10 protein-coding genes, 1 tRNA gene and 3 pseudogenes are annotated in these 13750 nt (G+C 56.8%); 5 read left to right on the plus strand and 9 right to left on the minus strand.

What is annotated here, in order from left to right; all coding sequences use genetic code 11:
- Positions 1-20 precede the first annotated feature (20 nt).
- The 3 genes and pseudogenes from ACZ1GU_RS06990 to cpdR all read right to left on the minus strand — a co-directional run bounded on the left by ACZ1GU_RS06990 (position 21) and on the right by cpdR (position 1985).
- A pseudogene (locus tag ACZ1GU_RS06990) lies at positions 21-1243 on the minus strand (NADP-dependent isocitrate dehydrogenase).
- Between the two features lie 168 nt (positions 1244-1411).
- A tRNA-Val gene (locus ACZ1GU_RS06995) sits at positions 1412-1486 on the minus strand.
- A 109-nt stretch (positions 1487-1595) separates the two neighbouring features.
- Positions 1596-1985, minus strand: coding sequence for a cell cycle two-component system response regulator CpdR (cpdR, locus tag ACZ1GU_RS07000; protein ID WP_472647323.1), 390 nt, complete (start codon positions 1983-1985; stop codon positions 1596-1598).
- Between the two features lie 158 nt (positions 1986-2143).
- Here cpdR and ACZ1GU_RS07005 point away from each other — a divergent pair, with 158 nt between their 5' ends.
- Positions 2144-3094: an N-formylglutamate amidohydrolase gene (locus tag ACZ1GU_RS07005; RefSeq protein ID WP_472647324.1), complete on the plus strand. Its 951-nt coding sequence runs from the start codon at positions 2144-2146 to the stop codon at positions 3092-3094.
- Positions 3095-3315: 221 nt separating this feature from the next.
- Here the strand turns inward: ACZ1GU_RS07005 and ACZ1GU_RS07010 are convergent, their stop codons facing one another.
- Both ACZ1GU_RS07010 and ACZ1GU_RS07015 read right to left on the minus strand, forming a co-directional pair.
- Entirely contained in the window at positions 3316-4110 is a 795-nt protein-coding gene (locus tag ACZ1GU_RS07010) for a SapC family protein (RefSeq protein ID WP_472647325.1), read from the minus strand.
- Between the two features lie 132 nt (positions 4111-4242).
- Complete coding sequence (locus tag ACZ1GU_RS07015) at positions 4243-5682, minus strand: FAD-binding oxidoreductase (protein ID WP_472647326.1); 1440 nt, start codon at positions 5680-5682, stop codon at positions 4243-4245.
- Positions 5683-5837: 155 nt separating this feature from the next.
- Here ACZ1GU_RS07015 and ACZ1GU_RS07020 point away from each other — a divergent pair, with 155 nt between their 5' ends.
- Both ACZ1GU_RS07020 and ACZ1GU_RS07025 read left to right on the plus strand, forming a co-directional pair.
- A complete protein-coding gene (locus ACZ1GU_RS07020; protein WP_472647327.1) occupies positions 5838-6434 on the plus strand; it encodes a hypothetical protein in 597 nt (198 codons plus the stop codon).
- A gap of 143 nt (positions 6435-6577) precedes the next feature.
- Complete coding sequence (locus ACZ1GU_RS07025; RefSeq protein ID WP_472647328.1) at positions 6578-7981, plus strand: DEAD/DEAH box helicase; 1404 nt, start codon at positions 6578-6580, stop codon at positions 7979-7981.
- A gap of 37 nt (positions 7982-8018) precedes the next feature.
- Here the strand turns inward: ACZ1GU_RS07025 and ACZ1GU_RS07030 are convergent, their stop codons facing one another.
- Entirely contained in the window at positions 8019-8720 is a 702-nt protein-coding gene (locus ACZ1GU_RS07030; RefSeq protein WP_472647329.1) for a hypothetical protein, read from the minus strand.
- Between the two features lie 85 nt (positions 8721-8805).
- Positions 8806-11126: pseudogene (locus ACZ1GU_RS07035) on the minus strand (ATP-dependent helicase).
- A 177-nt stretch (positions 11127-11303) separates the two neighbouring features.
- Here ACZ1GU_RS07035 and ACZ1GU_RS07040 point away from each other — a divergent pair.
- Together ACZ1GU_RS07040 and ACZ1GU_RS07045 are read left to right on the plus strand one after the other, a co-directional pair.
- Entirely contained in the window at positions 11304-11588 is a 285-nt protein-coding gene (locus ACZ1GU_RS07040) for a hypothetical protein (protein ID WP_472647330.1), read from the plus strand.
- Between the two features lie 261 nt (positions 11589-11849).
- A complete protein-coding gene (locus tag ACZ1GU_RS07045) occupies positions 11850-12308 on the plus strand; it encodes a hypothetical protein (protein WP_472647331.1) in 459 nt (152 codons plus the stop codon).
- A gap of 93 nt (positions 12309-12401) precedes the next feature.
- Here ACZ1GU_RS07045 and rsmD read toward each other — a convergent pair whose 3' ends face one another.
- Positions 12402-12950, minus strand: a complete 549-nt coding sequence (gene rsmD, locus ACZ1GU_RS07050; RefSeq protein ID WP_472647332.1) for a 16S rRNA (guanine(966)-N(2))-methyltransferase RsmD — start codon at positions 12948-12950, stop codon at positions 12402-12404.
- Positions 12947-13724: pseudogene (locus tag ACZ1GU_RS07055) on the minus strand (pseudouridine synthase). The gene rsmD and the pseudogene ACZ1GU_RS07055 overlap by 4 nt, the downstream one beginning before the upstream one ends.
- Positions 13725-13750 lie beyond the last annotated feature (26 nt).

The raw sequence follows: 13750 nt of genomic DNA on the forward strand, positions 1-13750 counted from the left end.
ATTGGGCGAAAAGACGGACCTTAGGACCAGTTCGCCATTTCCTTCTCAAGATTCGTCACAATCGCCTCGAAGAACTGCTCTGTCGTCAGCCAGTTCTGGCCAGGGCCGATCAGAAGCGCGAGATCTTTGGTCATCGAACCGTTTTCAACCGTCTCAATGCAAACACGCTCAAGCGTTTCAGCGAATTTGACCACATCCGGCGTTTCGTCGAATTTGCCGCGATACATCAGGCCGCGCGTCCATGCGAAGATCGATGCGATCGGGTTGGTCGAGGTCGCCTTGCCTTGCTCATGCTGGCGGAAGTGGCGCGTGACTGTGCCGTGAGCGGCTTCGGCTTCAACGGTCTTGCCGTCTGGTGTCATAAGAACCGAAGTCATCAGGCCGAGCGAGCCGAAACCTTGTGCGACAGTATCGGACTGAACGTCACCATCGTAGTTCTTACAGGCCCAAACGAACTTGCCGCTCCATTTCAGCGCAGAAGCGACCATGTCATCGATCAAGCGGTGCTCATATGAGATGCCGGCTTCTTTGAATTTTGCTGAAAACTCAGCATCATACACTTCTTCGAACAGGTCTTTGAAGCGACCATCATATTTCTTCATAATAGTGTTCTTGGTCGACAGATAGACCGGCCATTTGCGGTCGAGGCCATAGTTCATGCACGCGCGCGCAAAATCGCGAATGCTGTCGTCCAGATTGTACATCGCCATTGCGACGCCGCTGGATTGGAATTCATAGACGTCGAGATCGATGTTTTCGCCGTTCTCGCCTTCGAACACCAAGCGCAGCTTGCCTGGGCCAGGGATCAAAGTGTCAGTCGCGCGGTACTGGTCACCAAACGCGTGACGGTACCGACCACGATCGGGTCGGTCCAGCCCGGAACGAGGCGCGGAACGTTGTCGATCACGATTGGCTCGCGGAAAACCACACCACCAAGGATGTTGCGGATCGTGCCGTTTGGCGAACGCCACATCTTCTTGAGGCTGAATTCCTCAACGCGTGCTTCATCAGGAGTGATGGTCGCGCACTTAACGCCAACGCCATGTTCCTTGATCGCATTTGCAGCGTCGATCGTGATCTGATCGTCGGTTTCGTCGCGCTTCTCGATTGAAAGGTCGTAATACTTAAGATCGATATCGAGATAGGGCAGGATCAGCCGCTCGCGGATCCACTGCCAAATGATCTTGGTCATCTCGTCGCCATCAAGCTCGACGACCGGGTTTGCTACTTTGATTTTTTGCATGGCTAACGCCTCATCCCTTTTGGACTACGTTTGTAAGGCAGGATGTTTGTATTGATCCCTTGAAAACGCGCTCTAGCAGAGGTGCGCAGGCATTCAAGGTGTCAGCTCCCGTAATTGACGTGAGCGGATGCGAAAAAGGCGCCGCATCAGCGGAGCCTTTTTCCTCGATGGTGGGCGTACCAAGATTTGAACTTGGGACCCCTGCAATGTCAATACAGTGCTCTACCCCTGAGCTATACGCCCGCACCATCGGAAAGCCTCATCGAAGTTTCCCTCGCGAGGAGCGGCCCTCTAACGCGAGCCGGTTTTCAGCGCAAGCGCAAAGCGCACCGAAAAGCTGCAAATATTGATGCTAGAGACTGGCTTCGCGCTGGTCTTCGAATACGCGCTCCACCTCAAGCACGAGATCGCGCAAGTGGAACGGTTTCGACAAGACTTTGGCATGCGGCTGTTCGCGGCTTGCGCGCAGGGTCACCGCAGCAAATCCGGTAATAAACATCACCTTGGTGCGCGGGCTTACCTCTGCGCAGCGCTGCGCGAGCTCAATGCCGTCCATTTCAGGCATGACGATGTCAGAAAGCAACAGATCGAAATGCTGCTCTTCCAGCATCGGTACTGCCTCGGTACCACGATCAACGGACTCCACTTCGTACCCCGCATTTTCCAGAGCACGAGTGAGGTAAGTGCGCATGGCATCTTCGTCCTCGGCAAGGAGGATTCGGGGAGGGTGGTTCGTTGTCATGCGATTCTGATACCACCAAGCGCTTAAGAAATCTTATCCGAAAGGGTAGTTGACCTGCTTTGAGACATCGTTTGACGCAAATATTTGCCAAATCATGATCTCACAGCACCGGTTGTGTTTTGACACGGCGCTTTAAAGAGGGCAGCAATCAGCCTGTAATGCCACCGCAATCATTCAACAGTCCAGATGCCCGTTCCCATTTTGGTGGTCGGATTTCAGCCGGCGATGACGAGCCGGCCTTTGTCCTTTCGGGACCAGCGACGATGCCATTGCCGGTCGTGATTGCGGTGCCCCATGGTGGCAGGGTTTATCCCTCATCAGTTCTCGCAGAATTGCGGGATGCAGAACTTTCGCAGCTGCGGTTGGAGGATCGCTACGTTGACCTTCTGGGTGCGGAAATCGCGAAATTGACCGGAACAAGTTTGCTGATGGCGAAAGCTCCGCGGGCTATGCTTGATCTCAATCGGTCGCGCGAAGACGTGGATTGGGACATGATCAGCGGCTCCGACAAACCGCAATTCCGCCATTCGCAGGCAAATCGGCGCGCACGCAGTGGTTTAGGATTGGTGCCCCGTCGTCTGTCCGGGCTTGGGGAAATCTGGCGCAGCAAACTGTCTCATGAAGAGCTGCAGCAACGCATCCAGACAATTCACAAGCCCTATCATCGTTGCTTGGCGCAAGAACTGGAGCGAATTCGCGCAAAATGGGGCGCAGCGCTTTTGATTGATCTGCATTCAATGCCACCGCTCAGACAACGCGAAGGTCAATCAGGCGCCCCTAAAGTCGTATTGGGTGATCGGTTCGGCGCTTCATGCAACGCATCTTTGATAAACAGAGCTGTGCGTTATCTGGACTCAAATGGGTGCCCGCTTGCTCATAATCGCCCCTATGCCGGTGGGTACGTGCTCGACCGCCATGCCGATCCTGCGCGTGGTTTGCACGCTATCCAGCTCGAAATCTGCCGCTCAACCTATCTTGATGCGAAACTGGCAGAGCCAAGCGACCGCTTAGTTCCTCTCGCGAAAATGCTGGCCGGGCTGGTCAGAGAACTTGGAGCTGAAACGGCGAGGCATGGAGATGGCTCGATGTTCGCCCAAGCCGCGGAGTAATTCAGCACCTTATTGCAAGGCACTCGCGGCAAAGAAAAAACCACCCCGTGCACAATGCACGGAGTGGCCAAGGTTCAGGGAGGATCGCGCCCTAGGGCGCGAGTTCCAACCAAGTCATGAGGGGCGACTTGGCCGGTGACAAAGAAATAGGGCTTGGCTGAAGGCTATTCAAGCCCCGGCCAAGCCCTGATTGTCCGATTAACTTTTTGTAATTGTGCGCGTCAGTTCGCCTTTTCAGGCGCGGGTGCCGCGGTCGGCTCAGGCATCTTGCCTTGCGCATTCTGCCGCTCAAACAATGTGCGCATCAGGTTCATCGAAAACAGATGGGCGTGAATCAGCAAGATCATGCCGTTCTTGTTGAGTGCGTCGAGTGTCTCGAGTGGCAACTCACGAAGTTTCTTCTCATCGACCATGCGGAAACCGCGATAAACGAACGGATTGTCCGGCATATCCTGGCGAGTGATGGCGATTTCGCCGTCCATCAGGATGTCGAGCTTCTTGAGCTCTTCAAGGAAAGCACGGGTGCGCTGGCCTGATTCTTCGAACTTGCTGCAGAAGTCGAGCACCGCTTTTGTGTATTCCGTCGACTCGCCGCCATCGGTGAATAGCTCGTTTCCATCTTTGTGCTTGCCAACGACGCCGGAGCTCGGGTCAAAGCAGAGCGAAAGCTCTTCAGAGCCTTCTTGCAGTTTGGCGAGCATGAACGGGTAACGGCGAATATAGGCAGGGACATACACGCCCGCTTCCATTTTCTTGTTCTCGTCAATGAACGTGTTCACACCCTCATTGAGGCCCATCAATGCGATCGGCAGCGGGTTCTCGCCAGCTGTGAAAACGATCGGGAAATTGCGCTGCGCATCGACGAATTCGTCGACGGTCAGAGGAATGGCGTGCGCCGTTTCAAGGAAATTGGCATCGTCGAACGGCTTTACCTTCCATTCCTTGTGCTCTTTGCTGTTGAGCGGAAGAAGGTCTTTGTAAAACAGCGGAAGCTGCGGCTGAGGCGCGCTGGCCATGTGAATTCTCCGGATAGTCGGGTCTGAAAATGTGGGCGGCCTGGACGTCGAAACGGCGGGCCGAACGCGCGCGGCTTTAGGCGTTCAAGCGCGCTGGCGCAAGCTAGAGTGCGGATCGCGGCGAAATTGGGCTCAGTTGCGCACAAGTTTGCCTGGATTGAGCAGGTTTTGAGGATCAAGTGCTTGTTTGACGCCTCGCATGATGGTCAGCGCGGCAGGATCGCTCAGCCGTTCGAGTTCAGCGATCTTCATTTGTCCAATCCCATGTTCAGCGCTGATCGATCCTCCCCATTGGGTAACGAGATCATAGACTTGACTGGAGATGGTTTTGCCTTCGCTGTCTTCCCACACGCCTGGCGTTGCACCATCTGGTGCTATCACGTGGAAGTGAACATTGCCGTCACCCAGATGGCCGAAGGCGATCGCCCTTGTCCCCGGGTTTTCAGTTTCGACCTGCTTGATCGCCGCAAGAATGAATTCGGGCATGCTTTCGACAGGAACTGAAATATCGTGCTGGACAGCCGGGCCAAGCGCGCGCTCTGCCGCCGAGATCGAGTCGCGAAGCAGCCAGAATTGCTCAGCTTGCGTCTCGCTAGATGCGATCACTGCATCTTGGAGCAGATCTCGCTCCATCGCACGGGCCAGTACCTCTTCGACTTGTCCTCGCAGTTTCGCCGTATCTGTGCTGGTTGATACGAATTCGATCAGCGTGTTCCATGCGTGTTCACCGCCCAACGGATCACGCGCACCGGGCAGATGATCGATCACGTTGGCGAGGCAGTGGTCCGGTATGATCTCGAAGCCCTCGAGCGGGTCAGGCAGCTCGTTCTGCAAAAATCTCAGCAAAGTGCGCGCGCCGATCACCGTTTCGACACCGGCCCAGACGGTTACCCGCGAATGTGTTCCAGGCAAGAGTCGCAGATTGGCGGCGGTTACAATGCCCAGCGTGCCTTCTGACCCGATAAGCAATTGTTTCAGATCAAACCCGCGGTTGTCTTTTTTGAGCGACGTCAGGCCGTCGAACACCTCGCCATTGGCGAGCACCGCCTCGATACCGAGCACCTGCGCACGCATTGTGCCGTGGCGCAGCACCTGAGTGCCGCCGGCGTTGGTCGAGATGAGTCCGCCGATTGTTGCTGACCCTTTGCCGCCAAGCGTTAGAGGAAAGCGCAGGCCAACCTCATCCGCAACGTCATGGAGTTCCTGCAGCACCAGGCCGGCTTCGCAGACGATCTGACCAGCCTCGACATTCATCTCGCGAACCGTTTTCATGCGGCGCAGTGAAAGCAAAATGGATGTGCCGCTTTGGTCCGGTGTCGCGCCGCCCACCATACCGCTATTGCCCCCTTGCGGCACGATGGGAATGCCATGCTCGGCGCACAATTTGACCAATCCAGCGACTTCATCGGTCGAAGCGGGGGAGGCTAGCGCCAAAGCCTTGCCTGTGTATCGGCCACGCCAATCGGTGAGCCAGGGCTCAAGCAGGTCGGCGTCACGGGTGAAGCCCTTGGGACCGAGCAGGGCTGATGCTTGATCGACGAAGGTGTCGAGGTTTTGAGGGGCAGATCTCATAATTGTGGCGGCTATGCCACAGCTCGGCGCAATTGTGCCAGTGCTTTGCGTGTCATCAGGGTTTGAATTAAGCCAGCATTCAATTCTGCGTGTTAGAGCATTGAGCTTGAATGATGCCCGTCGCGGCGCGAAGATTATCAGGAGGCCTCCAGTTCATGCAAAGCATGCTCGCACTTGCGGCCCCGCTTGCACTGGTGCTGCCGCTTTTGGGCCAGGTTGCGCCTTCGCAGCTTCAGGGCATTCCTGCCGAACCATCGGCTGGTGAACATTCCAAACCGGTGGCCAAAAACACTCCGGTGAGCGATCCGACAGCAAGTCTTCCAGCGTCTGCAACACCTCTTGAGGCGCTCTATCGCAGCAATGTTGTGCGTCAGGTTCGCATCGAGCAAAGGGTCGTGGTGCGCATATCGCCTCAGCGATCAAACCAGCGTGCCAATTTGTTGGCCCAAACACCGCAGCGCGAGCTTGCGACACGGTTCGAAGAGCGCAAGATGGACAAATGTATCCCGGTCGAGCGCATCGCTGGCGTCCAGACAGGTAGTGGCACTCGGTTGCTGCTATTCTTGCGTGACCGCCGGATCATTACTGCGAACCTCGAGAAAGCATGTTCCGCCCGTGACTTCTATTCCGGCTTCTATGTCGAGAAAAACAAGGACGGAAAGCTGTGCGTTTCGCGCGATAAACTTCAGTCGAGGTCGGGTGCCAAGTGCGAGGTTGCGAGAATGCGGCAATTGGTCGCGGTAACTGACTGAGCCGCACAGGCTGCCCAATTTTCGCCGTTTTCTTGACTTTTTACCATATTTCAGCGATCTGACGCGCACTCGATGCGGGTGTTCCGCGACGAGTCTAAATTTGCGGCATTCAAGGTCGCCATTATCCGGAAAATTGAACCATAATGAATTTCGCCGATCTCGGCCTCTCACCTGAATTGCTCAAAGCCGTCGAAGATGCCGGTTACACCGAGCCGACCGCGATCCAGGCAGAGGCGATCCCTCCCGTCCTGATGATGAAGGACATTATCGGTATCGCGCAGACGGGCACGGGCAAAACTGCCAGCTTTGTTTTGCCGATGATCGACGTGATGGCGAGCGGTCGCCGCCGCGCTTTGATGCCGCGCTCGCTGATCCTTGAGCCGACGCGCGAACTCGCTGCGCAGGTTGCCGAGAACTTCGAGAAGTACGGCAAGAACCACGATCTCAAGATGGCGCTGCTGATTGGCGGCGTGCAGATGGGTGATCAGATCAAGGCGCTGAATGAGGGTGTCGATGTGTTGATCGCGACACCGGGCCGCCTGATGGACCTGTTCGAGCGCGGCAAAATCCTGCTCAATGGCTGTGAATTGCTGGTGATCGACGAAGCGGACCGGATGCTCGACATGGGCTTCATCCCCGACATTGAATTTATCTGCTCCAAGCTGCCAGAGACGCGTCAAACGATGCTGTTTTCGGCTACTATGCCGCCCCCGATCGAGAAGCTGGCGAAAACATTTCTCAACAATCCCAAACGGATTGAGACGACGCGTGCGGCCTCTACCAACAAGGACATCACCGCCTTCAAGATCCCGGTCGACAACCGCAAGAAGCGTGAGACGCTGCGTTGGTTGCTGTCGAACGACAAGGTTGAAACCGCGATCATCTTTGCCAACCGCAAGACGACCGTGCGTGAACTCAACAAGAGCCTGCAACGGCACGGATTCGCGAGCGGAGAAATCCACGGCGATATGGATCAGAATTCACGCCTCAAAGAGCTTGATCGGTTCAAATCGGGCGACGTGAATATCCTTGTCGCGTCCGACGTTGCGGCGCGCGGTCTCGACATCAAGGGTGTCAGCCATGTGTTCAACTTCGACACGCCGTGGCACCCGGATGACTACGTCCACCGTATCGGACGCACGGGCAGGGCAGGGGCCAAGGGCCGTGCCTTTACTTTGGTATCGAAGGAAGATGCTGAAGCGATCGCCAATGTCGAGAAGCTGACCGGACATAAGATCAAAGTCTTCGGCAAGGATGACGTGCAGGTTGAACTCGTTGATCCTTCTGATGACGACGCGCGGGACGAAAAGCCGAGCGAAAAGAAGTCCCGCTCACGAAGCAAGAAAAGCGACCGTGATGAGCGCGAAGAGCGCGATGAAAAGCGCAAGGATGAAAAGCCGAAGCGCGCGAAGAAACCATCTGGCAAAGACAAGCCTGACGATAAGCCAAAGCGCAAATCACGCCGCAAGGACGAGGACGACGAGCCGGTGGCAGCGGGCGAATGGAACGGCCCGAAACCCGGTTTCTTGGATGTAGGCTTAGACTAAGCGCCTAAACATTTAGCTGGGCCGTAATGGGCAGCGTTCATTCACCGCGCATGCCCGCATTCTGCTTCATTGCCTCAGCTGACTGTACCATAGCGTAGGCCGAGGCTGCACACGCTTGATAGTAGCCGTTGCCCCCGGCGTCCGCACTCCCGGTGTATCTGACTTTTACGATCCAACCGTCATACTCAAATACGGTGAGCGCGGTGACGTCATCTACCTCGGACCCTTTGCCTGTCTCAGGGCCATCAACATCAAAAAGTGTGAACCCAAATGGGTAGGAGTTTGGTCCCTCTGGTGTCGGAAGCGTGTTGGACAACCCTTGCGCCATCACCCTTTGACAGCGTTGGGATTCAGTTTGTTCGTGCGCTATCGTTAGGGCGGTGGTTTCAGCCATTTGGTTTATTGCCTGGACTGCGCCCGAGAACGCCTGAGGGCCCGTTAGGCCTTCGAATTTGTAGAAATAGGCGGTTATCTTTTTCGATCCATCGCTGCTCACATAGCCGCAGCTGACGTTGTTTCCCTCTTCATTGTAGGAGACCAACCCGGTTATCGTAAGGTCAGTTAAGGTTCGAGGGCAAAGCGCGCCGCTGAATTTGTGGACGAGGACTGGGTTTCCTTCGGTGTCATTAACCGTGACCCAGTGTTCGGGAACGAAGCCCGGTGGAGACGGGGCGTCTTGCGAGAATGCTGGCGTCGATATAGCCGCAAGAATAGCCGCGAGCGTCACTGTGTGTTTCATGAAATTCCCCCTCAAATGTCTCAGAAGTCGGCATTTATTTGCTTGAAAGTGAACAGCTTGTGAAGGTGCAAACCTTTGGCCAGTATCACCCAACCAATTTTACAAAGCTGTCAAGCACGCGCTTTGTGCCGAATTCTTCGAACTCGATTTCCAGTTTGTTGCCTTCCTGATCGGTCACGCAGCCTGTGCCGAATTTCTCGTGGCTGACCATTGAGCCGATCGTCACATCGCTGCGCGGTTTTGCAGCAAAGCTGGCGGTACCGAGCGCGAATTCTCACGGACCCGGTTTGGCTTTGTATCATAGCCAGAAGTGAGGGCGCGTTGCCAACCTGGTCCCCGCGATTGCGCCCGATCAGGCTGCGCTTTCGCGAGATGGGCGAAGGGATCTTCCTGCTCGCTCCAATTGGCCTGCCACAGGCTCGCACCGCCACTCATCGTGGTCTCTTGCGTGATATGTTCCTCAGGAAGTTCTTCGATAAATCGCGAGGGGATCGAGCTCGTCCATTGGCCATAAATGCGGCGGTTGGCGGCGTGGTAGATCGTGCATTTGCGCCGCGCGCGGGTGATCGCGACATAGGCAAGGCGGCGTTCTTCTTCGAGGCTGGCGAGGCCGCCTTCGTCAATCGCCCGCTGCGACGGGAACACGCCTTCTTCCCACCCGACACAGTAAACATGGTCGAATTCGAGGCCCTTTGCCCCGTGGATCGTCATGATCGTGACGGTTTCCTCTTCATCGCCGCGATCATTATCCATCACCAGGCTGACATGCTCGAGGAAGTCGCCGAGAGTTTCGTATTCTTCCATCGCGCGCGCTAGCTCGGAGAGGTTCTCCTGTCGCCCTGCGCTTTCCGGGCTACGATCCTTTTGCAGCATGTCGTTATAGCCGCTTTCCTCGAGCACCATGCGCAAAAGGTCAGCTGGCGTGACTTCCTCGGCCGTTTCGCGCCAGACGAGGAATTGCCGCATCAGTGCGCCGATTGTGTTGGCGGCGCGAGCGGGCAGCTCATCGCTATCGGCCAGTTGTAGCGAGGCGGCAGCAAGTGGAAGTCCGACCTTGCGCGCGTGTTGGTGCATCTTTTCCAGCGTCTTCGCGCCAAGTCCGCGCTTGGGTTGGTTGTAGATACGCTCGAAGGCGAGATCATCCTGCGGTTGCGCAATGACGCGCAGATAAGCGAGGGCATCACGAATCTCCGCGCGCTCGTAAAAGCGAAAGCCGCCGACGATGCGGTAATTGATGCCGATCTGGATGAAGCGGTCTTCAAACTCACGCGTTTGATATTGTGCACGCACGAGGATCGCGACCTGATCAAGCGGCGCACCTTCGCCTTCGAGCCGCTCGATATCTTCGCCGACACGGCGCGCTTCTTCCGGGCCGTCCCATACGCCGACCACGCGGACTTTGTCGCCGGCATTCACCTCAGTCCAGAGGGTCTTTTCGTGGCGCTCGCTGTTCGCGCGGATCAATCCCGAAGCTGCGCCCAGAATATGCGGGGTGGAGCGATAATTCTGTTCCAGCCGCACGACATGCGCGCCGGGGAAGTCCTTCTCAAAACGCAGGATATTGGCGACTTCTGCCCCGCGCCAGGAATAGATCGATTGATCATCATCGCCGACCACGCAGATATTCTTATGGCTCTGCGCGAGCAGCCTCAGCCACAGATACTGGACGGCATTGGTGTCCTGATACTCATCAACGAGTACATACTTAAACCGCTGCTGATAATCCGCCAGCACGTCATTATGCTTGCGGAAGATGTTGAGCACGTGAAGCATCAGGTCGCCGAAATCGCAGGCGTTCAACGCCTTCATCCGGTCCTGATAGAGCTGATACATGGCGGCCCCGCGGCCATTGGCGTAGCTTTCGTTCTCCACCGCATCGAGATCGCCGGGATTAAGTCCGCGGTTCTTCCACCGATCGATCAGCGCGGCGAGTTGACGCGCGGGCCAGCGTTTCTCGTCGAGATCATTCTCGGTGATGAGCTGCTTGAGCAGGCGCAGCTGATCGTCAGTGTCGATAATGGTGTAGTTCTGCTGCAGACCGACCAGCTCTGCATGCCGGCGCAGCATCTTGGCGCAGATTGAGTGGAATGTGCCGAGCCAAGGCATGCCCTCGACACTCTCACCCAAATGCTTGGCAACACGTTCGCGCATCTCGCGTGCAGCCTTGTTCGTGAAGGTGACGCACAGGATCTGGCTGGGCCAAGCGCGGCGGGTGGCGACCAGATGCGCGAGCCGTGCGGTCAGTGCCGCCGTTTTGCCTGTACCCGCGCCCGCCAGCATCAGCACCGGACCTTCGGTGGTCAGCACAGCTTCGCGCTGGGGCGCGTTCAGCATCGCAGCATAGGGCGGCACAGGCGCGCCGTCAGGCGGCGTTGCATTGGCGGGAAGGGGAAGGGAGTCGCTCATGTTCAGGTAGGTGAACAAGTAGGGAACGCAAAAGCGCTCGGCAAGCGCTCTGACACAGTTTTCGACTGGTCGTGCATGGAGCACGTCTTATCGGCGACACAGAGATTTTCGGAACCGGCGGTACGGGTTTCTGCATTGGGTCAATGTAACTCAAATCAAGTCTAAAGGATTGTAAACATGATGAAACTTGCTGCCATTTCGCTCGCCGCTACTGCTGCTCTCGGTCTTTCTGGTCCTGCGATTGCAGATGATCACGGCGACAAGAACAAAGCTGCATACAAGGCGCAATCGCCAGAGGTGATTGAACGCAACAGGCAGGGCAAAGCAACCAAAGTGCGTATCGACGGCAAGGAGGTCGCTGTCTGCATGAGTGAAACGCAAGACAGCTGCATCAACCCGCGCGCGGCGGGCCTCAATTGGGGCGATCGTCCGCTTGAGTATTTTCCAGAGAATCGCGGGTAACTTCTAAACTACAGCGCTGATGAGGGCGGTGAGGCTACAAAGCTCGCCGCCCTTTTCTGTGTGCCAGCGCGGCAAGTTTCGCTCCATCGCGCTTTAACCACGCGTGGCGCTTAACCGTGCTGGCAATGCGCCGCAAGCGATTGCTAAAGCTTCGCAAATCTCGATTGTGCCTCCATATACATAGGCGTCTGCCCAGAGGGGATCTCGCTAAGGGCAGGCGGGTCGCGTTCGTAACGCTTGGGAAAACTATTGGAGAATCCCATGCGTAAATCACTTTCACTTCTTGTTGGCGTCGGGGCAATGGCGCTTGCTATTCCGATTGGTTCGGCAGCTCTTGCTCAGGATGGTGCGGAAGAAACCGCGCCGAGCACCTCTTCCGAGCTGACCCCCGATCAAACGGCTGCCTATGACAGTTGGCCGCCCGATCAGCAGGCTGCCTATGATACATGGCCGATGGAAACTCGCGGTTACTATTGGACGCTTTCGCCAGACCGCCAAGGTCTGTTCTGGAGGCTATCCGATGAGGATCGCATCCTGATCACGTCGATGAGCGGACCAGATCGCGAATCGACCTGGCAGATCATTGAAGCGCGTGCCTCCGGAGCCGATGCTCCAGCTGGTGAGCCAAGCGACCAACCGGTCGAAGAGCCCATGGCTGAGCCACCGAGCGAGCCGCAGAGCGAGCCCCAGGGCGAACCCATGCCCGAAGGCGAGCAATAAGAGCTTGCGGGTCTGCCAGACGGCCCCAAGTGTGGCAGACCCGCTCTTTTTCTAACTGTCCGAGTTTCCAGATCAGCACCGCATGGCGAAACGCTATGCTTGAGGTAATCGCAGCAGAGTAAGCTTGCCTTTTCCCACTCTGCGTTCGGTCTCGACGTCCAAACCTTTCACGTCTGCGTCCTCACCGCGCGCAGTTTCCATCGCCATCCAGGTCGCTGGTCCGATCCAGCCATGGCGCTGCAGACGATCAAGCGCGACCATGCCTGCTCCCGTTTCGTAAGGCGGATCAAGCAGGATCAAGTCATACGGCTCAGTGGCAGGGCCTAGCGCCATGACGGAGCCAGCCCGCACCGTTGCTTTCCTAGTCGCGTCGAGTGACGATAAATTCGCCCGAATGGCGTCGAGCGCCGCTCTATCCTGTTCAACGAAATAACAATGCGCGGCACCGCGTGACAGAGCTTCGATGCCAAGGGCGCCAGAACCCGCAAACAGATCGGCAACGCGCAGATCTTCAAAACTGCCAAGCCTGCTGGCAAGCATTGAGAACAGCGTCTCGCGCGTGCGATCTCCAGTAGGACGTGTCGCATCGCCCCTGGGCGCGATCAGCTTTCTGCCGCGCCATTCGCCTGCGATCACTCTCATTTCTTTGCGACTCTTTTCAGACTGCTGACAAAGCGGTCGAGATCGCCCTTGCGAATGCGCTGAGCCTGCCCGCGCGGCAAGTCGCCGAGAAGGAAGGGGCCATAGGCGGTGCGGATCAATCGGTTCACCTTGAGCCCAAGATGTTCAAGCACGCGGCGCACTTCGCGGTTCTTGCCCTCAGTTATGGTCATCTCGATCCACTGATTGCGACCCTTGCCGCGCTCCAGGTTCGCATCAATGGAGCCATAGCGGATGCCGTCAATGGTCACGCCATTGATCAACTCTTCGAGCTGGTCCTGGCTGACTTCACCAAAAGCGCGCGCGCGATAGGTGCGCGGGACACCGGAGGCAGGCAGCTCCATCTGCCGTTTAAGCCCGCCATCATTGGTGAGGAGCAGCAGTCCTTCGGTGTTTAAATCCAGACGCCCAATCGGCATTACGCGCGGTGTGTCTTTGGGAAGGGCATTGGTGAGCGCTTGATAGATCGTTGCGCGGTACGCTCGCATCACGTTCGGCGGTAATCAGGCCAGTGGGCTTGTGAAAGGCAAAAAGCTGGGTCGGCTCGGGCTTTGCTACCGGTTTTCCGTCAACACTGATACCTTTGAGCGAGGTAAGGAAAGTGGCAGGCGTCTCAATCGTTTTTCCGTCGAGCGTGATCCGCCCATCGGCGATCATCCGCTCGACTTCACGGCGGCTGGCAACTCCCGCGCGGGCGAGCAGTTTGGCGATCCGATCCCCTTCGGGCCGATCAGCAGATTTTTCGGATTTGGTCATTGCGAGAGCCGCCTAGGCGCTTGGCG

It is taken from the genome of Erythrobacter sp. HA7-11 (genome assembly GCF_055693605.1).